Source organism: Chitinophaga sp. XS-30, from assembly GCF_008086345.1.
In the GTDB taxonomy this organism is placed as follows: Bacteria; Bacteroidota; Bacteroidia; order Chitinophagales; family Chitinophagaceae; genus Chitinophaga.
Genome location: NZ_CP043006.1, coordinates 4,241,194 through 4,263,289 on the forward strand (window position 1 = coordinate 4,241,194; position 22,096 = coordinate 4,263,289).

Below are 22,096 nucleotides of genomic sequence, written 5' to 3' on the forward strand. Positions count from 1 at the left end.
GATGGATTATTGCCAATCCGGATTCTGGCCCAGGTTTTTATTCTGATCGCGTTCAAACGTAGGCACCGGCCACAGGTAATGTTTCGGATCTTCAAACCGCCGGCTTTCCACGATGATATAGCCATCCGGGTCTTTGTTAAAGGCGCCGGAGCTGACTTTAATGCCTCTCACCGGCCGGTTCATCACCTCATCGGAGATCTTCCAGCGGCGGATATCAAAAGCACGCACGCTTTCAAATGCCAGTTCAGACCGTCTTTCCCGGCGTACGATCGCTCTCATCTGCGGCTGCGTGGCCGTAGGGAATACGGTAGCGCCGGCATCCGTAAAACCGGCCCGGATGCGCAGTGCACGGATGGTCTTGTTCCAGATATCCGCATTCATTTCGTTCAATTCTGTCATTGCTTCCGCATACATCAGCAATACTTCCGCGTAGCGGATCATCGGGAGGTTGAGCCCGGAGTTGTAATTCGGCGTTGTGGGATCGTAGTGCTTCCTGAAATAGTAACCGGTAGGCGAAGCGCCCTGATCGTCCACGCTGTTGGTGGAGGGAACGGAGCCGGGCTGGGTAAGGATGGTCTGTACCTGGCCTTCAAAATCGGTGATGGTGGAGCCGTGATGCAGGATGGTGGCCCTGAAACGAGGGTCCCTGTTCACATACGGATCGTTCTCGTTATACCCTGAACCGCTTTCGCGGATGGCTTTTCCGTTCATCATGATATAGTCGTCCACCAGGTCCTGCGTGGGCACCAGCGTGCTTCGCAGCAGGGCTACGGTCTGCGGGAGAAAGCTGCGTTGCGTGCCGAATGTTCTGCCACCGCCATACTGCAGGTCCAGGATCACTTCGTTATTGAATTCATTGGCTACGGTGAACAGGTTGGCGTAATTGCCCAGGAGACCGTAGGTGCCGTTCTCTGTAGAATTGACCAGCAACTCGCATTCCTTTTTCACTTCTCCCCACTCTCCTTTTTTGAGGCGGACCTTTGCGCTGAGCGCGATGGCGGCGCCACGGGTGATACGGCCCCTGTCCTTCTCGGCATACTGGGTATTCACGGGCAGGTCGCTCCGGATATCTGACAGCTCATCCAGTATAAAATCCAGCACGGAGCTTTGGGCCGTGCGGGCGATGGACCTGGATTCATCTACAGAGATCAGCGTAGTGAAAAACGGCACATCACCGAACCAGTCGGTCAGCTCAAAGTAGGAATATGCGCGGATGAACCGGGCTTCTGCGATGATGCGGCGTTTCAATGTTTCATTGATCACCGGCACCTTGTCTATATTCTCCAGTACGATGTGACATTTACGGATGGCGCCGTAGCGGTATGACCATTCGCTGCTCACCCGTTGATTGGCGGGATCATAGCTGCCTCCTGCCACAAGCGACACGCCGCTGAATCCGGTTCCGGCCACATAAGCATTATCGCTCAGGGCTTCGTTGCCGAAATAATAGAAGTCGTTGGACATGTTCTCATAACAACTGGCGAGGGCATCAAGCGCATCCTGCTCATCCCTCCAGTAAGCCTCTTCAGTGAACTCCCGCGTGTTCGGCTGATCCAGCTTGCGGCAGCTGAACAGTGCGGAGGTGCAACATATTATCAGGAATAATTTTTTCATAATTCACTTGTTTATCAGAATTTGATATCCAGCCCGAATGCAAACGTGGCTGCATTGGGATAGTTACGGCCTGCAATGGCGTTATAGTTGGAAAACCCGAGCTTGTCGTCATACTGCGTGAACTCCGGATCAACACCCAGTTCCCGGAAACGGCGGGGGGTGAAGGTCAGCAGGTTCTGGCTGGTGAAATACAGCCTGGCGCCCTGCAGGTTCACTGCGCTGGTAACGGATCTGGGCAATGAATATCCAAGTTGGAGATTCTTCAGCCGCAGATACTTCGTATCAAACATCCAGTAATCTGAATAAGCAAAGTTGTTGGCGTTTGCGGTACCGATGGTCAGGCGCGGATAGGTGGCATCGGGATTGGTCGGCGTCCAGCGATCGATATGTTGTACGAAAGCATGGTCTTCATTATTATGAAATGCTTCCACAATATCCCCGCGAAGGAACTGGGAGCGTTTGCCTACGCCCTGCCAGAACATGGTGAAATCGAAATTCTTCCAGGTGGCGTTGTAAGTAAATCCGAATGTATAACGGGGGAATGGATTGCCGAACACAAAACGGTCATCCGCATCGATCACCCCATCTTCATTCCTGTCGATATAACGAATATCTCCGGGCTGTACCTGCTGGTTGTTCGCGAAAGGCACTTTCGGCGCATTCTTGATATCGTCCAGGTTCTGATAAAGCCCGTTGGATTTGTATCCGAAGTAGGATGCAATAGGGAAGCCTTCGCGGATGATATAAGAATAGTCGGAACCACGGATGGACTCCTGGCCGAACCGGATCACCCGGTTGAGGTTATCGGAAAGATTGGCGCCGATGCTGTGGTTAACAGCACCGGTCTTTGTACGCCATGATACCGCCAGTTCCCAGCCCTGATTTTCCACTTCGCCCACATTCTGCAGGCTGGAACCGATGCCGGCAGTGCCCGGCACCACCTGGAAGAGGTAAATGCCGGTGGTGCGTTTGTTGAAGTAGTCGAAAGACACCTGCAGCCTGTTGTTCAGGAAATCCGCATCCACCCCGTAGTTGCTCATCGTGGAAATTTCCCATTCCAGCTGTTCGTTGAAAGCTGTGAAGTCTGCACCGGGATTGGCGGTGTTGTTGAACGGATATTTGTTGGGGTTCAGGGTCACCCTGGCGAGGTAGTTGAAACCGCCGATGTTGGAGTTGCCCACCTGACCCCAGGAATAGCGAAATTTCACATTGCCGAAGCGGTCCCGGAAGCCCTGCAGAAAATCTTCATCCGTTACGCGCCAGCCGAGTGAAAAGGCCGGGAAGAACTGCCAGCGATGGCCGGGGGCCAGCTTGGAAGACCCGTCGTAACGCCAGGTGAATTCCGCCAGATATTTGTCGTTATACACATAGTTCACCCTGCCGAAAAGGGAATTCAGTGCATAGAGATTGGGATTTCTGATATCGTTGTATTCTCCGATGGTGGCATAATCCAGCGTACCATCCGGCCGGGGGATATATCCGCCGCCAATGCTCCAGTCGGGATCCAGGTTGGTAACGCCATGCCGCCTGGCCATCAGGCCATAGTTCTCATTCATGGCATCGCTCCTGGCCCCAACCTGACCTTTTACATAATGCCTGCCGAAAGTGTTTTCATACTCGGCTGTGGCAAAAACGTTGGTGGTCAGGTCTTTGTATTCGGAGATGGTTTGCGAGTTGTAAATGGGTGGATTGGCCGTGGTATAATACGGCGCATAAGTGTATTTATTTGTACGGTTGTTATCGTTCGTGATCGAGTAAGTGCCGGAGGCATTGAGGTTGATGGTAAAATGCTCCAGCGGGGTGATGGCAATGTTGAGCCCGCCCAGCAGGTTATCCCTTTCACGGCGGTTGTAGCCGCCATATTCCAGCTGTGCGATCACATTATTGCTGTTCAGCGCCGGTACTACATAGTTGCCGAGCGAATCCTTCACCGGGTAGATCCGCGGTGTACGCATGGCATCTCGCATCAGCAGACCGATATCCGCCTGCTGGCGGTTGAAATAGGATTTTGTGTAGGCCATATTCACATCCACACGTACAAATTTGCTGACCTCTACGGACATGTTCGCGCGGGCGTTGTAGCGTTTGTAGTTGAAGTCCGCATTGGAAAGGTAGCTGTTCTCCAGCATGTTCCCCTGGTTCACATATCCCAGGGAGAGCAGGTAGCTGCTGCTTTTCCCGCCGCCGGTGAGGTTGATGTTGTGGTTCTGCTGCGGCGTGAATTTGCGCAGCATTTCTCTCAGATATGCCGGCTCGGAGCCCCGTTGCTGCCAGTGGGCGATCTCCTGCGGGGAGAACTGGGGCGTTTTGCCGGAGTTCACCAGCGCTTCGTTCTTCAGCGTCATATATTCCCATCCTTCTACCTGCCGGGGTAAGGAAGTGGGCATTTGCCAGCCATAGAGACCGTTGTATTGCACAGCTGGCTTTTCATCTTTTTTACCTTTTTTGGTAGTGATATAGATGACGCCATTAGCCGCCTGAGAGCCGTAGATAGCGGAGGACGCTGCATCTTTGAGCACAGAGATGCTTTCTACATCGTAGGGATTGAGGTTTTGCAGGCCTTCGTTGCTGGCCTGCACGCCATCGATGATGATAAGCGGGCCATTGCCGGTGAGACTGCCCACTCCGCGGATGTTCAGCGTGAGCGCGGCGCCTGGTTCGGCCGTAGCCTGCTGCAGGGTGAGGTTGGGGGCGGTGCCTTGCAATGCCTGGAACATATTGGCCACCGGGCGGCCTTCAATATCTTTGGTGGAGATGGTACTGATCGCCGCGGTCACATGACCTTTTCGCTGGGAGCCGTAAGCGGTGATCACCACTTCGCTCAGTTCTTTGGAATCCGTACTGAGCAGAATGGTGAGGGTAGTGCGGCCATTGATAGGTACGGTGGCCGGTTGAAAGCCCACGGATGTGCAAATGAGCGTATCATTTGCCCGGTCCGCCGGGATGCGCAGGGTAAAATGCCCTGTTTCGGTGGTGACAGTGCCGATATTGGAGGCACTTTGCAGGCGAACGTTTACTCCGGGAATGCCCTCACCGTTATCACTCACTACCCGACCGTTAATGGTCACGTTCTCCTGCTGTGAATAAACGGCGGCGAACACGTTTCCCTGTTTCAGGATGATCTTGTTGTTGATCAGTTCAAAGCGGATATCCAGTGGGGACAGGATCATCTCCAGTATCTCTTCCAGTTTCTTTTCCCTGACGTTCAGGGAAACTTTCCGGGATGCGCTGATCTCATCATTCGAATATACAAACACATACTGTGTCTGCTGCTCGATCTTTTCCAGCACATCCACCAGCTTTTCATTTTTAACCAGCAGGCTGATGCGGTTCTCAAGCGGTTTCCTGGTATCCTTTGCCTGTTGTTCCGGCTCCGGGCGCTGTATGTTGGAGGCATAGGCCTTTTGCGCTTTAAGATCCAGCATGCACAGAAAGGTCATGCAAAGGATCATTGGAAGGGACAACGAACGGAAAGGCCCCATCAATTGCAATGGTCTTTCTTTCATAACGTTGTGAAAATTGGTTGTTAAATACTGATTGCTACTTTTGATATACTATAGTCGTGATTACTCGCTGATCAGCAGAAGACTGTCCGTGATCGTGTATTTGAACGATTTTGATTTTGCCAGGTAGTACATGATCTCCTGAAGGTTATTATTCTGAAATGCGCCGGTCATCCGGTATTGACGTGGTTTATCCGAGTTGAAGGTTACTTTTTTGCCGAAGGTCCTTTCCAGTTCGCGGCAGATATCTTCCAGGGAAACATCCCTGAACACCAGCCGTCCTTCCGTCCAGGCTTTGTCATCTGCTCCCGAGGTCGCTTCTTTCACAATGTTATCGACCGTGTGACGGAACGTTACTTTTTCATCAGGCGTGATATAAAAGGTATCAGGCAAGTGGTCCGCATCCCCGTATTTGGGAATAAAGGCCACTTTACCGGTGGTCACGGAGGTTTGCACCGGCTCATCGTCATACGCACGAACATTGAAGGAAGTACCGAGCACTTTTACCATACCTTTCGCCAGATGCACGATGAACGGCCGGTCTGCACTTCCGGCCACGTTAAAAAAAGCTTCCCCGCTGAGGTACACTTCCCGGCTGGCTTTGCCGAAGACTTCGGGATAGGTGAGTTTGCTGTCCGCGTTCAGCCATATTTTGCTGCCATCCGCCAATTCAATGACGGCGCGGGTAGCCTTTCCATTCTCCCTTTTGAGCCATAGCGCAGTGTCTGAAGCCGCTGAAGCCGTTTGCCCCGTACCGGCGTGCCTGCCCGGCCAGAATACGGTCAATGCCACCGCTATTCCCGCGAGCGCAGCAGCTGCGGCTGTCCATTTCCACCACCGGTTACGCTGGTTCAGCGGCGCCTCCTCCGGGCGCCGGAGCTTCTGCAGTGTACGTTGCAGCGCCAGCTCCGTGTCTGCCGGCGTATGCTGGGCAGATTCCCGGAAATACTGCTGCATGAGCAGGTACCGGCTTTGCAGGACCTCATGTTGCTGCAACAGCTCATCCAGCTGCTGCAGTTCGGCAGCGCTGGCCTCACCCGCCAGTTTCCGGGCGGCTAAAGTGATGAATAGTTCTTCGTTGGACATCATAACAAGCCGTTGTAACAGGAAGGACAGGCAAAAAGGAAAAAATACTTACAAGCGCGAAAAAAAAGTTCAGGAAGAAAGTGAAAGACCGGGAGGTTCATCCCCGCAGGGTATTCATTAAAAGGAGCAATGGATAGTGCTTTCAGTAGAAGAAAGGCAGCAGGGAGAGCAATATCAGGAATGGCGGCTCCATCTTCCCGGGCCGGGCTTTTTTGGGCCGGTAATGACCGATCGCCTCATTCAGCCGCCGGATGGCGCGGAACAGCTGGGTCTCTACCGTACGGGGAGAAATATTGAGGATAGCGGCTACATCCCGGTATTTAAAACCCTCCTCCCGGATAAGCCGGAATACTTTCCGGCATTGGTCCGGCAGACGGTTCACTTCGATATCCAGCTTCAGGAGCATTTCCTTCCATTCCATCTCCTTTTCCGGATCCAGGGAAGTGCTCAGCTCGGCAAGCCCGTTATCGATCGGGGTGATGCGTAAGGTGGAATATTGTTCAAGGTAATTGAGCGAATGATTTTTGACGGCTACAAAGAGATAAACCTCCAGATTCTCCACCTGCATCAATTCAGCACGGCGATTCCATATCTTCACAAATACATCGGATACGATCTCTTCGGCGGCTTCCGGGGATTGCACATACTGAATGCAAAAACGGAGCAGGCGGTCATACAAAAGCCGGAACAGGTCGGCAAACGCCTGCTCATTTTCGTAACGTGCAATTTGCAGTTGCAACTCCTTTATGTGCGAATTATTCTCTATCATTTCCCATAACCCCGTTGCCGGCAGATGAACTGCCTCGTTATCAGGACAGGTAATCCGGCAAAATTACCTACAAAAGGTAAAAAAAAATCCTGATACGGGCGGAAAGGGAGCTTTTCCGGCCCCGGAAACCGTCTACTCCCCTATTACAGCGTTAATTGCCCCAAGCAGAGAGTTGTCATCCCGGCTGTCTTGTTTCAGTTCCCATATCATCACGCCGCCGGCTTTTTTGCCCAGCGCCAGTTTAACCTTTTGCCGGATCGTAGCGGGACCGTTATAATAGATCCTGCCACCGCCGGGCACGGCAATCTCGTCCCCATTTTCAGCACCCGGGAATTGGGTGATCAGGTCTTTGTAGTGAATGCTTGCCGGTGCGTTGGTCCCGAATCCGTATCCGTAGAACGGCAGCCCGATGAACAGTTTTTCGGCTGACAGCCCGCGGGTGATGTGGAAGTAACGGAAGTCCGTTTCCGCCATTTCAAAGGGCGAATGCGGTCCCGGGTTGGCAGGGTTCCAGGGGCCGGTTTTGTCGTACGACATGATATTGATGAAATCGTACAATGCGAGTGTGGCGTCCGGTATCTTGTGCGCGTTCCAGGAAGCCAGGGCTGCCGTCATGAGCTTTCCCTTTGCCTTCAAAGCGGCGCCCAGGGCGTTTACAAAACCCGCGTAGTGTTCATTGATCAGGTCATTCTCCAAGTCCACGTCCACCCCATCGAAGTTGTGTTTATCCATGAGGGCGGTGATGCCCGATATCAGCATTCCGCTGTTTGCCGGCGTGATCATCGCAGCCAGATGCGCAGGCGGCTCTCCGCCGCCGATGGAAATGAATACCCGTACCTGCCGTTCATGCGCTTTTTTCACGAGCTGATGTACATTGTCATTGACGAAGAATTGTCCCGATGCATCCGGGTTCATAAAAGCAAGGTTGAGGTCAGTGATCTTTGACAGATCGATGGATTCCGCATCCGCCACCCAGTTATTATGGCTCATGAGATAGCCGAGGACGCGGAGTTTGGCAGGTCTGTCCGGCGATGGGGATGATCTTTTGCTGCAGGCGAGGGAAATGGCGGAGAAAAGGGCACAGTAAAGCAGCAATGAAAACTTGTTCATAGTGTTGATTTGGAATGTTGATGTGAATAAGCTGAGCGGAAGAAACGAACAGGGTATCTCCCATCTCTCCATACAGCTACTGCGGGGTACACAATAACGCCTGCCCCGGGAGATCACGGGCGGAAATCGGGTAGCGCAGAAAAGTATGGATTTTGATTAATGAGAGCGAAACGAAGGTATGAATAGATTCGGGGATAAACAACAAATTGTAAATCCTGGAAAAAAATATTTTATATTGGATAATTATTAATGTTATCCTGTTTTACCCATGAAAAAAAGTTTCTCTACTTGTTATCCCTCCCTTGGTATTCCAAAATTTTACTGCCCTGCAGAACCTTTTCCGCAACTTGCTACCAACAACATCAATTAATCTCTTCTACTAAATAATCCAGAGAGTAACAATCCTTGATATATGCAACACAGAATCTATCTTTTGACCCTCACGCTATTGCTGACCGGCAAATGGTGTTTGTTTGGCCAATCTTACATCAACAACCAGCTTGACCCGGTTCAGTCCGATGCGAACTTTTCGATCTCGGGAGACGGCCGGGCCTCAAGGTTTCTTACCGCGGCTGGCACACATGAGTTGGGGACTCCGCATATTGGTCTAAATATGGGCAGTTTCTCTACCGGATCACGGCGTTGGAATATAGGGCTATTGGGAACAGAGAATGGTAACAATAGCGGTTCAAATTTCGCGATATGGGGATATGGCGATGCGGGCGCTAATGCATTCCTGCACACGTCGCTGACGATACAAAGGGCAACGGGATATATCGGTATCGGCGCAATCACACCCGCTGCGAGACTGCATATAGTCAATGGCCAACAACAGATACTGCTGGCGACAGGAACTAGTACTTCCGGTTACAACCTGAATATAGGTGTAAATGACGACGGTGTCAATCTGTCCAATAACTCTTCCGTTAGAGGGTTCAATTTCAAAAATTTCACCGGCACGCTGATGACCATCCTGGCAAACGGGAAAGTCGGTATCGGCACCACTAATCCAGGCCAGCACAGGTTAGCCGTAGAAGGCTCCATCGGCGCAAGGAAGGTAAAAGTGACACAGGGCACCTGGGCGGACCATGTATTTGCCCCTGACTACAATCTTCCCTCCCTTCAGGAGGTTGAAAAATACATCCTGGAACACCGGCATCTGCAGCATATACCCAGTGAGCAGGAAGTAAAAGAAAATGGACTAGACCTCGGTGAGATGAACAGCAAACTGCTGCAGAAAATAGAGGAACTCACCCTCTACCTGATAGCGCAGCAAAAAATTAACGATCAACAGTCTAAACGGATCGAAAAGCTGGAACAGCTTATTACAGAAAAAAATAACCACTAACTTTTATTACTGATGAAACATTTACTTTCTTCCATTTTATGGTTTATTACAACTATGCCGGTATTTGCCGCAGAAGTAACCGGATCATTTGTTGTGAATGGCGACACGGATAAATTCTACCCGGTAACATTCCTTGATGCAGGTTTTACGGCAAACGCCGCAACGGAACTGGAAATAGGCAGATCAAGCGTACACATGGATAATTCCTGGCACGGCGCGCTCATTGCAAAATTCAGGTTCCATACTTACAACTGGGGAAATGCAGTCAACTTTATTGATGCCGATCTCCGCCAGAATAACGTGCCCAATGCCACCAACAAGATATTCATTGCCGGATGGAAAGATGCGACATTATCAAACAGCACAGCGCGCATCATCATCTGGCTCAGAGGTGGACAGACTACTTATCATTATAAAGCCAACTATACCGTCACTCCCGTTGTGTACGATGGTGTGCAGAACCCGCTCCCCTTCCAGGAGCCAAACGGCCCTGCCATCACGTTTAAAACGGCCGCAGACACGAGTGTAAACACTACCGGCCTGAACTATAATCATACCATATACGCCAATGGCGTCGGACTCAACTATTTTGCCGGGAATATCGGCATCGGCACAAAAAACACCGGTACGCACAAGCTGGCTGTTGAAGGTACCATTGGCGCCAGAAAAGTAAAAGTGCAACAGGGCACCTGGGCTGATTTTGTATTCTCACCTGAACATGCATTACCATCGTTGTACGAGGTCGAAAAACATATCAACGCACACCGGCATTTGCAGGGAATACCTTCGGAAGCGGAAGTGAAACGTGAAGGCATTGATCTCGGCGAAATGGACAAACTATTACTGCAAAAGATAGAGGAACTGACCTTGTATATGATCGAATTAAAAAAAGAGAACGATCTTTTGAAAAGGAGGCTGGACAGCCTTTCGCTTGCAAAATAAAGCCTGCTGTATGTAAGCGGTCCATTGCCTTTTCAATTTACAAATTTGTTTGTGTGTATTGGTGAAAAAAAAATTTGCAACAGTTTGGGATGAATATACTTTCGATGTAAATTGCAACTCATTGTTTGTTGATTCAACTCAATCATATGCATCTTGACAAATATGATTATATAGCCGACCATACCTGTGGAAGCTTCACTTTTGAAAGCAACGGCCCACGCGGATCCATCAAAAAGATTGTCAACTATCAGGAAGCGTTTTCGTTTCCGGATGGCAAACCGGTGATCAATCTGGGATTCGGCAACTGGTATGAAGCAGAAGGCAAAGTAGATGATTATGCTATATCCAATAACCGGGACAGGGATAAGATCCTGGCAACAGTTGCATCTACCATTATTGCATACACAGATGTACACGGGAAAGTACCGGTGTATGCGCAGGGAAATACACCGGCAAAAACAAGGCTCTATCAAATGGGGATCAATGCAAATTTGCGGGAGATAGAAAATTTGTTCCGGATATTCGGGCTTAAGGAAGGACGCTGGATGAAATTTGAATCCGGAATTAATTACGATGCATTTTTAGTTGTCAGAAAATAGTTTTAGTTTTGAAAAAATAAAAAGGAGGTCTTTATGTTTTCACGGATTTTCAAGAAAGAAAAGAAACAACATGAAGTAAAGATCAGCAGCGCTGTAAGAGATTATAGCAAAGAACCTTACTTCGTAAAGAAAGCGGAAGCTGCCAGAGCGGTTTTATCCCGTTCCGTTTTCCCAAAAGATTTGCTAACCACCTGACCTGACTTATTTCATTCTCAAAATCCTCCGGATCATCCGGGGGATTTTTTGTTAGTGCCGGGTGTTCGTCAAAATAGCCCGGATTCAAATTTTCGGTTCCTCATAGCAACTCTTTCTGATCCGACCGCTGTTTTGCTTTGCAAGGCCCCGGACGGCCCGGCGGCGCATGCATGTCTGGCATGTAAAAATTGGTCGTATCAGTAGAGAATTTTGCCGGAAATCATGATGATGGCAGTTCCACCCTGATCTCTGTGCCTTCGTTCATCCGGCTGTCTACAATGATCTCCCCTTTATGCATGCGGATGATATTGTTCGTCAACGGCAGGCCGATGCCATATCCTTTGAAGGACTGGGTATTGGACGCACGAAAAAAGGGCGAAAATATATAGGGCAGATCTTCTGAAGGAATACCGATCCCCCTGTCCCGCACAATGATGATATTCTTTGAGTTGGTTGCCGCCAGCGCCAGTGAAACCGGGCTGTTGCTGGAATATTTCACGGCATTGCTGACAATATTGCTCAGCGCCAGTTCCAGTAACTGGAAGTTGCCGGGGATGCTCATTTTTTCTTCTTCTTCAGGGAAAAGACTGTAATCGATCTCTACTTTATTCTCCGGTGTGATCCGGTCTATCATATGTTTGACAGAAAAGAGCAATTCGTCGGTACGCACCATTCCCCAATCCTGCTTCTTGCCGTCAAAACCCGTTTGCGCCAGATGCAGGAGGCTCCGGGTAATATGTTCCAGGCGTTCGGCCTCACGGAGCATGTTACGGATGGAAACCTGGTAGCTTCCGCAATCCCGCTCTTTCGTCAGCGCCAGTTCTGCTTCTCCGATGATGGCGGTCAGCGGCGTGCTCAACTCATGAGATGCATTACTCACAAAGTTGTTCTGTGTTTCAAATGCCGTTTCAAGCCGGTCCAGCATATTATTGAAAGTAGCTGCCAGCTCGCTCATCTCATCCTGACCGGCGTTCGCTTCCACCCGCATGTGCAGATTCCCGGAGCTGATATTCTTTACCTGGTCCATGATCCGGTGAATGGGCTTGAGGATATAGTGGGAAAAAAACAGGCCCGCGCCGATGATCACAGTGGCGGCAATGATAAAGCATACCAGCAATATTCTTCGCAGCTCGGCCATATATTGCGCGCGATACTCATTGACCGCGGATACGATCACAATATAATTGCCGTCCGTATGGGCATAAAGAATGCCTTCATAAAAACGTTCTCCTTTCCGCAGGGTTTCCTGGCCATTGCGGATAATGCTTTCATAGAAACGTTGCGGGAGATCAAGTTCGGGATGTGGTCTCAGGCTGCCGGATGGCTTGACGGGAATGATGTACTCCTGCTCTGAAGGCAGTTTTTCCAGATGACGGTCCCGGATGTAATTATAGGCCAGCGTATCTGTGCCTATTGGCGGAAAGGCGGCGTGGGCGGTCAGGTAGGCGCGTATCTCCAGACGTTTGTAAAAGTCCTCGAATGAATGCTGGTTGGCGAGATAATACACAAAAAAACTCATGCCTGTGATGATCGACACGGTCAGCAGCGCAAAGAGCAGCATGATCTTGTTACTGATTTTCATCTGTCAGCGTTTCCTTCAACATATAGCCATGTCCCACTACGGTATGAAGCAGTTCCGGCTCGTTATTCCTGTTTATTTTCTTCCGGAGGTAATTCACGTACACATCCACAACTTTGGTGTTCATATTAAAATCGATGCCCCAGACGTGCTCCAGTATCTCTACCCGGGATAATACCTTGCGGGGATTTCGCAGAAGGTATTCCAGCAGCCGGTATTCTGTGGCCGTCAGCATAATATTCCGGCCACTCCTGGCAGCCTGCTTCGTATCAGTATTCAGTTCCAGCTCCGCCAACCGCAGAATATTGCCCGGATGCGGTACGGGCTGACCATTGTATGCCGGCGCCTGCCTTCTCATCAGCGAACGGATACGCGCTTCCAGTTCCTGGAATTTGAAAGGCTTGGTCAGGTAGTCATCCGCGCCACTATCCAGCCCCACTACAACATTCTCCGTGGTCCCCAGAGCGGTCAGCATCAGTATCGGCACACGCACGCCTTCGGACCGGAGTTGCCGGCAGACCTCAATGCCATTCCTGCCCGGCAACATCACATCTAGGATGATAAGACCGAAGTTATTCTTCCTCGCCATGTCCAGCCCAATTACCCCATCCGGTGCAACGCTGATCTCGTAGCCGGATTCGGTTAATCCCCTGGAAATAACGGACACCACCGCCGGTTCATCTTCTATTAGTAATATTCTCATATGAATCAATCTGTTCAAAATTAAGTGCAGAAGAGGAGAAAAAGACTTGAAAAGACATTCTCTTACCGGATTTTAACCTTTTTTAACCAATATTCTAACCATTTTTCAGCAAAACCCTAACCTTCCATTTACCAGCTCTTAACCCCACACCAATAGTTTTGCCTTAAAATTAAATCGCTCATGAAAAACATTCTTGTACCCACAGATCTTTCCATCCGCTCTTTAAGTTATTTACACAGCTTGGCAGAACAGCATAATGAGGAGCTTAATATCACGCTGATGCATGCCCTCAAGCTGCCTGACTCTATCCTTGATTTCTGGGTCTTCTCCAGGTCTCCAAAACATTATGCTCTCGTGAGCAATGAATTCCGGGAAGCCTGCGAAGTCATGAAAAATAAATACTCCGGCGTGATCAACACCCTGCAGGTAGAATTCTTTTATGGCACCACCACCCCGGCATTACGCAACTTCCTGAAAGCGCACGAGATCCACGAAATAGCGCTGCCGGAAGGATTGCGTTACCAATGCCCCTGCAATGACAGCTACAATCCTGACCGGCTCATCAAAAAATGCAAGCTGCCGGTAAAGCACCTGAAAATGACCGTTCAAAAACAGGTGATCACCGCAGCGACCTCTATTTCCGAATTGCTGGTGGAACAACACTGAAGTTATGCCCTCAACTGAGGCATACGCAGGCCCACCTTCCTTGCAACATTAAACCCATTGGCTATGCTACTGAAGAAAGGAATACCGCTGAATTATATATTCGGCAAGATCAAGTACGAAATACTGGCTGTAACAGTTTACACATTGATCATTAATGTACTGTACTACCAGTATGGGCTGAAGAATATTTCCATTCCCCTTGCGGTACCCATGGTGCTGGGTACAGTCCTGTCCCTCCTGCTGGCGTTCCGCTCCAACCAGGCATATGACAGGTGGTGGGAGGCGCGCACGATCTGGGGAGCCATTGTGAATGATTCCCGTACACTGGTCCGGCAACTCACGTCCATGATGGATAATACCAACGAATCAGAGGAGACCAGGCATTTCCGGGACCAGTTCGTCAAAAGACAGATAGCATGGAATTACGCCCTCGGGCAATCGCTCAGGAAAAAGGACCCGTTAAAAGGACTGGACCGGCTGCTCTCCCGCCGGGAACTGAATTACCTGGCTAAATTCGACAACATTCCGGCAGGTTTGCTGCAGATGCACAGCCGCGACCTGAAATATGCACTGCAGCATGAATGGGTGAATCCGTATCAGCAGGTGGAGCTGGACCGGACCCTGACGCGCCTTTGCGATTCGATGGGACGGTGCGAAAGGATCAAAAACACGATTTTCCCGGCTACCTACAGCCTGTACACCCACTTTGCCGTTATATTCTTCATTCTGCTGCTGCCCTTCGCCCTGATCGATTTGCTGGGAATTGTGGAGGTTCCGCTGGTTGCTGCGATCTCCGCCTCCTTTTTGCTGATCGAGAAAATGGCCATCAATCTGCAGGACCCATTCGAGAACAAACCCACAGATACGCCCATGACGGCCATTGCCAGAAGAGTGGAACGCGACTTGTTACAGATGATGGAAGAAACGCAATTGCCGGAGGAAGAAATCCCTCAAATGGACAGTCAGGCGTACTATGTACTGTGATTTTATCCAAAACTTTGTTAAAACCGCTATAAAATGCCGCCGTTTAAACATATATAATATTCGATTATATGAAGTTTACCCACAATACATCCGGAAGTTTTCATAAAGCGAAATACATTGTCCTCAAGACGGCCAGCCGGGATAACATATAACACGAAAAAGGGACGGCACAGATCATATATAATGGATAATTTCATGCGAAACCGGAATTATTCACATGATATTTATCATGTTACTATCTTTGCCAAAATGTAAATTTGTATCAGCACCAAAACGATAACATATGAAACGAATACTCCTCTCCATTTCCGTGGTATCGCTTACCCTTCTTAGCTTTCAGACATTTGCGCAAAGCGGCGTGTACCTGAGCGCGGAAGACTTTGAGAATGCAAAGCTCAGTCATACAGCACACAAGATCAGCGCGTACGTGCCTTTACGTTATTCCAAAGTAAAAGTGAATACACCAGGTGAAACCCTGTTGCTGGACAAAAGTGAGATCTTTGGTTTCCGCGATGAAAAACAGCGCGATTACCGCTTCATCAACAATCACGCATACCTCATCCTGGATCACAAGTATTTTCATGTGTACAGCCGCGAGGTAGAGGTGTCAAAAGGTAAAGGGCGCATCAAGGAAACGAAGTATTATTTTAGTACTAACGCTGGCGCGGATATTCTTCCGTTGACAATCGCCAATCTGAAAAGAGCGTTTCCCGAACACAAGCGTTTTCACGATCTGCTGGACCTGCAGTTCAGGCATGATCCTGAGCTGGTATGGTATGATCAGCATGCGCAGCAGTTCAAGGTGAAGTCTATCTTCGAGCAATCGATATAGGGCAAACACAGGACGCCGGCTGCATAGACAGTAACAAATTTTTAAACGGGTGTATCAAACTTGATACGCCCGTTGTCCATTTATGCCTGTCCGTTTACGTGATCTTCAGTCCTTTTCCCTTCTAACCCTCACCGCGAAGGCCTCCACCGGGTTCCGCATCAGCACCTGCTCCACATCCTGGCGGGAGAATCCGTTTCGCAGCAACAGCGGAATGAATGCATTGAATATTTCGGTATAAGGACGATAAGGCCCTCCGCCCGGGTCGCCCACGTAATACCAGCCACTGTCTTGCGACAGCAATACTTTATGCAGCAGGCGATGCGCTTTCATATATCCCAGAAAGCGGAGGTATTGGTCGTGATTGTCAGTTTTCAAAGCATCGAACTCTACCCAGGCGCCGGCTTCCGTCATTTCCCGGAAGATGGAAAAATCCGTTTCATTCTGGGCATGTATCCAAACGAATGCGGCCGGGGCAACCCCGTGCCCCCGGATGATCTGCAATTCTTCCCGCGCCGCAGCGCCATCACCGGAATGCACGGCAATCGTAAGACCGGTTTTCAGATGTGCCATAGCGCCCGCGTGTATGAGCTTTTGCTGCACTGCCGTTAGCGGGCCTTTATCTGCCGCCAGCTTGATAAATCCGGGACGCACGGCAGTGCCTTCAATACCTTCTTCGTATTCCCGCACCCAGCGTGCGGAAAGCTGCTCCGCCGTTTCGGCGTACGCGTGGGCCGGCAGATGTTTTTCTTTACTGGCACCGTAATAGCCGGTGTTGGTGACCAGTTGGAGGCTTGCGCCGTTGGCAAGGCGCTGCAACAGTTGCACATCCCGCCCGAGGTAGGCCGGGGTACACTCGAACATGGTTGCACATCCCGCCTTTCGGAGATCGTCCAGAAAAGGCAGGGCAGTGCGGTACACTTCCTCCGCATCATACCGGTCTTTACTGATCTTTCCGGCTTCAATAAAATCCACCATCACATGCTCATGCGTGAGGCAATAGCCAAGGCTGGATGCCGGTATCCATCCATTCACCCCCATGATGCGGAGCTTTGGCCTGGCGGCGTTTGCCAGAGAAGGCAACAGCAGCAGGGAAGCGAGGGACTGTAGGAAGGCTCTGCGATTTTTCATGCTGCTCCGAAGGTACAAAAATCAGCCGGGCCATGCCAGTCACCCGGCCCATTCCGCCATCTGCCGCCCAATACCCGACATGCGTACTTTTACGCTTGACACGATGTCGTGCAATACATAACTTCGTTGATATCGTTATTACAGACCCCTATTGTCAATCCCCATACCTGATTCATAACCCCCAAAAAAATCCACATGAAACAGCTAAAAACGCTGATGTACGTGCGTGCTGAAAACAACGGAGCCTTTGACGGCTCAGTACATGGCTCGCAGGTAACACTGAGCGGCAGCATTGCCCGCGCAGAAACAGAGAACCAGTTCCTTGTAAAGAAAGGCTTTATCAACATGGGCCGTATCCCGGAAGTGGAAAAGAGCGGCACATTCACACTGGAAGCCATTGTGATCCCGGATGCGGTAAAAGGCAGCCGGCAGAACATCATCGAATCCCAGTCCCCTCCCGCCGCGCTTTTCATTGATGCCAAGGGGCTGCTTACCGGCAGTGTGCATATCAAAGGCAGCGGCTGGAAGAGCCTCGCCGCCAAAACCGCACTCACTGCGGGGAAAACGCACCGCGTCAGGTTCTCCCGCGATGAGGCGGGCAAACTCGCCCTGGAGGTAAATGACAAAGCCGTGGCCTCGCTGAAGGTGACCGGCACGCTCGAACCCGTAGGCAAGCTGGGCTTCAGGGCGGGTGCGGGAATGGACGGCAGAAGCTACCAGTTCAAAGGCAAGATCGGTGACATCATCATCCGCGAAGGGGCCTTCACTTCAGCGGCCTGGAACACCCGCGTCAAGGCTGCAAAAACGCTGGAAACAAAGATCAAAGCAAAGATCGGCCTCAATGCCATCGTCAACGTGATCGCCAGTCTGGATGAAAGCAGGGCCCGTCTGCAGCCGGTCAAAGAGATCATGAACGCAGCCGGTGTGGAAAAGATCAGCGACCTGTCCACCCTTCAGATCAAAGTACCGACCTCCATCCCCAAAGGGAAAGTGCTGATCGCGCCGAGGAAACAGAAAGAAGTGAAAGTGAACTGGGGCAAGCTTGCCACCAGCTTTACGCAATTGACCGCGGCACAGAAGAAACAGCATCTTGCCCGTTACCTGCCGAACCGGAACAGTACGGCGGTACTAAAAACGGCTACGGCCGCTGCACCTGCTCCCTTAACCCCTTCGCGGCCGGTTGGCACCATCAATGCCACGGGCCTTTCCAGCCGGCTGGATGCGTTGACGGTACTTAACAGAACAGGTGTGCGGCTCTCCCGCGAAGCGATCAGCACCAGCCCGACCATAGAAGCATTCCGCAGCAACATCAGCCTGAACGAGGTCGTGCAGTTGACGGGAACAGGTTTAAAGCTGAACAACAAAGAAACTTTCCTGAAGCAGATTGCGGCCTTCAAGCCGGAGGCCTGGCCTTCGCTAACGGAAAATGTGCGGCCGCTCATGCTGCGCACGCTGCCGGTGAACACTTCCGTGATCATTGCGGGCGTGCTGGACCTTACCAATACACAGGTGATCATAGAGCCCGACGTGGAAAAACTTTATATCATTGCCGAGCGGGTGATCTGCGGCAGCAATGCGAATATCACCTGGCGCAGGCCGGGCGGCTCCACCCCTCCCCGGCTGGATGATCCCGGCCTGAACGGCCGCGGATGGAACGGCATCCATACCAAATCCGGTTCCCGTCACGGGCTGGATGGTGAAAACGGCAGAGCCGGAGCCTCCGGCATCAGTGGCGCAGCCGGCCGCAATGCTCCTGCCCTGGAAATGTGGGTAAAAGATCTCACCAACATCCCCAATATCGATCTGAACGGTGAAAACGGCATCAAAGGTGGTACCGGCCAGCGAGGTGGCAGCGGCGGCGATGGCGCCGATGGCAGCGGCGGAAAACGCGCCTGGTTCTTTGGATGGCATTGCGTGAGCGACCCGGGAGACGGCGGAAACGGTGGCAATGGCGGGCGTGGCGGTGATGGCGGACGTGGCGGCAATGGCGGTCACGGCGGCGGCATCACCATCGGCGTGCTGGACGGCACATTGGCCACTACCGTCACCAATAACGCCTTCCGCCTGAAGAACCAGGGCGGCCAGCGCGGGCGCGGCGGCAATGGCGGCAGTGGCGGACGCGGAGGCAGCGGAGGACGCAGCGGCAACGGAGAAACCTGCCGGGATGCCCGCAACGGCGTGAGCGGCGCACAGGGCCAACCCGGCGCCACCGGCGCCGACGCAGCACTGGCAGGCCAGGACGCCGAAAACCGTTTCTTCCAGTTCTCCGAAGATGCCTGGGAAGAACTGCTGACCCGTCCGTTCATCACGGAGATCAACCCTTCCGAAGTATTCCCCGGCAACAACATCACACTGCGAGGCACACAGTTCGCGAATAACGACCGGGTGATCATCGATGGCGTAGCCACGCTGGTACCTGTCATCAATCCGGACGAAAGCATCACTGTTACCGTACCTTCCAATATCGCAGGAGGGCAGAAATCAGTGTACGTCAGGCGGGCATCGGACGGCACTGAAAGCAACCGTGTGCCGCTCCGCATCAAGCCGCAACTGGATACGCTGCCTGCCGCACTCGCACCGGCCACGGATATCACCATCAGCGGCAAGGCATTTCTGGCGGGCGCATCCGTGCTGGTGAACGGCGCTGCCATTCCGGCTTCCAGCGTTACACCCACCCAGATCATTTTCCTGATGCCCGGCACCGGCGGAACCGGCAGCAGCGGCGGCAGCGTAAGCGTACAGGTGAGGAATCCCGATGGGATGGTGAGCAATAGCAGGACAGCCACCAAACCCCGGGTGCTGGAAATACCCTTCACCTACGGCATCCATAATCTGCCTTTCAATAACTTCAAAGACGGCATACCCAGCTGGGGAACGTTTGAAGATACTTTCGGCGCGGCCGAGGTCTGGCATGAATTGCTGGACCCGGTATTCGGGCATCCGGTACTGACCGCTGCCTATTATGTTTTCTATGAGCATTTTCTTAAGGGTCAGGACAATGGCGGGCTGGCTACCGGTTTCTGTACTTCCCTCGCCAGCCTGGTGGCCGATAAACTGTGGAAAGGCGAAACGAATGCCATTACCACCACCAAAGCCAGTGTGCATAAAATGCTCACCGCCATACACGGCAAACTGCTGAGCCGCGAAAGCCTGATCCACTTCCACGACCAGAGCCGGGAGGGCACGGCGCGGGTAGAGCAAACGGCCAGAGAGATCGAAAGGGCTTTCCTGACGGGTTGTGACCGCAATGTGGCCCCGCTCCTGTTCTTCATCCCCTCCGGCGCCATTTGGGATGCGGGGTATATCGATGGGCTGAGCGATTCACACTGCATCATGCCTTACCGTTTTATCTATCCCGCAGGCCATCCCGGCCCGCAGCTCAGTCCTGACGGCTCTACCACCATTGGCTCGCTGGATGGTGTGCAGCTGTTCTGCTGGGATTGCAATCATGCCGATAATCCCAACTGCCGCCTGCAGTTCCGGATGGATGGCGGTGTATTGCATTATGATTATTTCAATGGCGGCGCCGGTGTTAAATTCAGCAGCAGCGATGGTATCACCCTGGGCCAGATGAGCAACGGCGATTATATGCTGTCCGATCACGACCTGCCCTTCGGTGGCCCGTTCGGCCTGACCAGCTTTATCATTGACTTCCTGTTAAGCCCGGCGGATATCGAGATACTGGACGAAAACGGCCTCCGAGCAGGAAATTTCAACAACAGGATATACAGCGAGATCCCCGGCTCACATCCCTGCTACCTGTTGCCCGGGGCGTATCTGTTGCCTGTCAACAGAAGTTACACCCGCCACATCGTTGGCAATGGCGCAGGGAACTACACGTTCAACAGCATCATGCCGGATGGCACAACGATCAAGCTGGAGAATGTGCAAACACAACCCGGCCACAGAGATTCGCTGATGGTGAATGCCGATGCTTCGCAGATCCGTTTTGCGCCACATATGGAGAAGGAATTTACGGTAACATTCTCCCGCCTGGTCGGCAACCAGATGCGGTCGCTGGCGATCAGCGGCGTTGGCGGCGGTCCCGGTACGGAAACGGACATCACCGTAGCGCCGGACCTCAGCCTTTTCCGTCTCGGCAACCGAAGCTCGTTGAAGAATGTACAGGTGCAGGCGTTTTCGATTAACCGGACGAGCAATACGCCGGTCAATAAAAAAGTAAATGTGAGCCTGCCCAAGGATCACGACCTGGTGGTATCTGTGGGGAACTGGAATACCGTGAATTTGCAGGCCGAAGCTTTGGAATTTTAGGGATATTGTGAATTGAAGGGGGCTGTCTCAAAAGTAATTTTACCCGTTTTTATCCGGGTACCTGATGGAAAGTATTTTCGTCTACGCGATTCTCCAGCCGATCAAATTACTTTTGAGACAGCTCCCTGTTTTTTATGCCGGTTTTACAGCAGCCGCTCCAGGACTCCTTTACGTTTGACGATGTTTTTGTAGTCCCACTGGATCAGCCGCGATTTCTCCAGCCAGCGCTTCAGGTCGTCCGTATCGATCTGGCTTTCATCGGTGTAACGCGCTTCGGCAGCCTTGAAAGATCCTTCGGGGAGGAGGCCTTCTTCGTCAAAGGATTGGCCGCTCCAGAATAACAATCTGACACTGTCTTTCAGTTTGCTATAGCCAACGATCGGGTTGCCGTTCAAAAACCAGACAGGGTGCCGGTGCCAGATCTTGCTTTCCGCTTCAGACAAATGTTTATCGATCTCCTGCGCCAGTTTTTGGCAGATTACCTTGTCTGTGTTGGATTGGGAGTCGTTGTAGGATTTTATTTCTTTATTCATTGGCTTCAATTTTAGTATTCATAAAGTGGTTTAAAAATAAATTGAAAAAACCAGTCTGCTTTGTACATCTAACCTAAGAAAAATAGTGCGTTCCCCCTCAACTCTGCTGACATAAATGTATCCGGTACATCTATTATATAAAAAAGAACCGGAATTTTCCCACATCACTATAGGATTATCTTTATTTAAACTTACATATACGCTGTAATTTCCGACATCATTATTTTATATAT

16 protein-coding genes are annotated in these 22,096 nt (G+C 51.4%); 7 read left to right on the plus strand and 9 right to left on the minus strand.

From position 1 onward, the window contains the following. Window positions 1-6: 6 nt before the first annotated feature. The 5 genes from FW415_RS17285 to FW415_RS17305 all read right to left on the minus strand — a co-directional run bounded on the left by FW415_RS17285 (window position 7) and on the right by FW415_RS17305 (window position 8,082). Complete coding sequence (locus tag FW415_RS17285; protein ID WP_148387559.1) at window positions 7-1,614, minus strand: RagB/SusD family nutrient uptake outer membrane protein; 1,608 nt, start codon at window positions 1,612-1,614, stop codon at window positions 7-9. A 14-nt stretch (window positions 1,615-1,628) separates the two neighbouring features. Beyond that, on the minus strand, window positions 1,629-5,120 hold the full coding sequence (locus tag FW415_RS17290) for a TonB-dependent receptor (RefSeq protein WP_148387561.1): 3,492 nt from the start codon (window positions 5,118-5,120) through the stop codon (window positions 1,629-1,631). A 60-nt stretch (window positions 5,121-5,180) separates the two neighbouring features. Beyond that, window positions 5,181-6,206, minus strand: coding sequence for a FecR family protein (locus FW415_RS17295; protein ID WP_148387563.1), 1,026 nt, complete (start codon window positions 6,204-6,206; stop codon window positions 5,181-5,183). A gap of 139 nt (window positions 6,207-6,345) precedes the next feature. Beyond that, window positions 6,346-6,942, minus strand: a complete 597-nt coding sequence (locus FW415_RS17300; protein ID WP_168208858.1) for an RNA polymerase sigma-70 factor — start codon at window positions 6,940-6,942, stop codon at window positions 6,346-6,348. Between the two features lie 162 nt (window positions 6,943-7,104). Next, the gene (locus tag FW415_RS17305) at window positions 7,105-8,082 is read right to left on the minus strand and encodes a glycosyl hydrolase family 18 protein (RefSeq protein WP_168208859.1); all 978 of its coding nucleotides are present in this window, start codon (window positions 8,080-8,082) and stop codon (window positions 7,105-7,107) included. A gap of 412 nt (window positions 8,083-8,494) precedes the next feature. On the opposite strand from FW415_RS17305, the gene FW415_RS17310 reads away from it, so the two are divergent. The 3 genes from FW415_RS17310 (at window position 8,495) to FW415_RS17320 (ending at window position 10,971) form a co-directional block, all read left to right on the plus strand. Continuing rightward, entirely contained in the window at window positions 8,495-9,430 is a 936-nt protein-coding gene (locus tag FW415_RS17310) for a tail fiber protein (protein ID WP_148387569.1), read from the plus strand. A 12-nt stretch (window positions 9,431-9,442) separates the two neighbouring features. Continuing rightward, on the plus strand, window positions 9,443-10,372 hold the full coding sequence (locus FW415_RS17315) for a hypothetical protein (protein WP_148387571.1): 930 nt from the start codon (window positions 9,443-9,445) through the stop codon (window positions 10,370-10,372). Between the two features lie 146 nt (window positions 10,373-10,518). Continuing rightward, window positions 10,519-10,971 (plus strand): hypothetical protein, encoded by a 453-nt coding sequence (locus tag FW415_RS17320; protein WP_148387573.1) that lies wholly within the window; start codon window positions 10,519-10,521, stop codon window positions 10,969-10,971. Window positions 10,972-11,386: 415 nt separating this feature from the next. Here the strand turns inward: FW415_RS17320 and FW415_RS17325 are convergent, their stop codons facing one another. Further along, entirely contained in the window at window positions 11,387-12,748 is a 1,362-nt protein-coding gene (locus FW415_RS17325; protein WP_148387575.1) for a HAMP domain-containing sensor histidine kinase, read from the minus strand. Continuing rightward, on the minus strand, window positions 12,735-13,448 hold the full coding sequence (locus FW415_RS17330; RefSeq protein ID WP_148387578.1) for a response regulator transcription factor: 714 nt from the start codon (window positions 13,446-13,448) through the stop codon (window positions 12,735-12,737). The genes FW415_RS17325 and FW415_RS17330 overlap by 14 nt, the downstream gene beginning before the upstream one ends. 180 nt (window positions 13,449-13,628) lie before the next feature. Here FW415_RS17330 and FW415_RS17335 point away from each other — a divergent pair, with 180 nt between their 5' ends. The 3 genes from FW415_RS17335 (at window position 13,629) to FW415_RS17345 (ending at window position 15,930) form a co-directional block, all read left to right on the plus strand. Continuing rightward, on the plus strand, window positions 13,629-14,114 hold the full coding sequence (locus tag FW415_RS17335) for a hypothetical protein (RefSeq protein WP_148387581.1): 486 nt from the start codon (window positions 13,629-13,631) through the stop codon (window positions 14,112-14,114). Between the two features lie 63 nt (window positions 14,115-14,177). Further along, window positions 14,178-15,098, plus strand: coding sequence for a bestrophin family protein (locus FW415_RS17340; RefSeq protein WP_148387583.1), 921 nt, complete (start codon window positions 14,178-14,180; stop codon window positions 15,096-15,098). Window positions 15,099-15,381: 283 nt separating this feature from the next. Further along, window positions 15,382-15,930 carry a hypothetical protein gene (locus tag FW415_RS17345; RefSeq protein WP_148387585.1) on the plus strand — a complete coding sequence of 183 codons (549 nt, stop codon included), beginning with the start codon at window positions 15,382-15,384 and terminating at the stop codon, window positions 15,928-15,930. A gap of 105 nt (window positions 15,931-16,035) precedes the next feature. Here the strand turns inward: FW415_RS17345 and FW415_RS17350 are convergent, their stop codons facing one another. Beyond that, window positions 16,036-17,058: a phosphotriesterase gene (locus FW415_RS17350; RefSeq protein WP_148387587.1), complete on the minus strand. Its 1,023-nt coding sequence runs from the start codon at window positions 17,056-17,058 to the stop codon at window positions 16,036-16,038. Between the two features lie 195 nt (window positions 17,059-17,253). Here FW415_RS17350 and FW415_RS25575 point away from each other — a divergent pair, with 195 nt between their 5' ends. After that, window positions 17,254-21,330 (plus strand): IPT/TIG domain-containing protein, encoded by a 4,077-nt coding sequence (locus FW415_RS25575; protein ID WP_148387590.1) that lies wholly within the window; start codon window positions 17,254-17,256, stop codon window positions 21,328-21,330. A gap of 143 nt (window positions 21,331-21,473) precedes the next feature. Here the strand turns inward: FW415_RS25575 and FW415_RS17360 are convergent, their stop codons facing one another. Further along, complete coding sequence (locus tag FW415_RS17360; protein ID WP_148387592.1) at window positions 21,474-21,863, minus strand: DUF1801 domain-containing protein; 390 nt, start codon at window positions 21,861-21,863, stop codon at window positions 21,474-21,476. Window positions 21,864-22,096 lie beyond the last annotated feature (233 nt).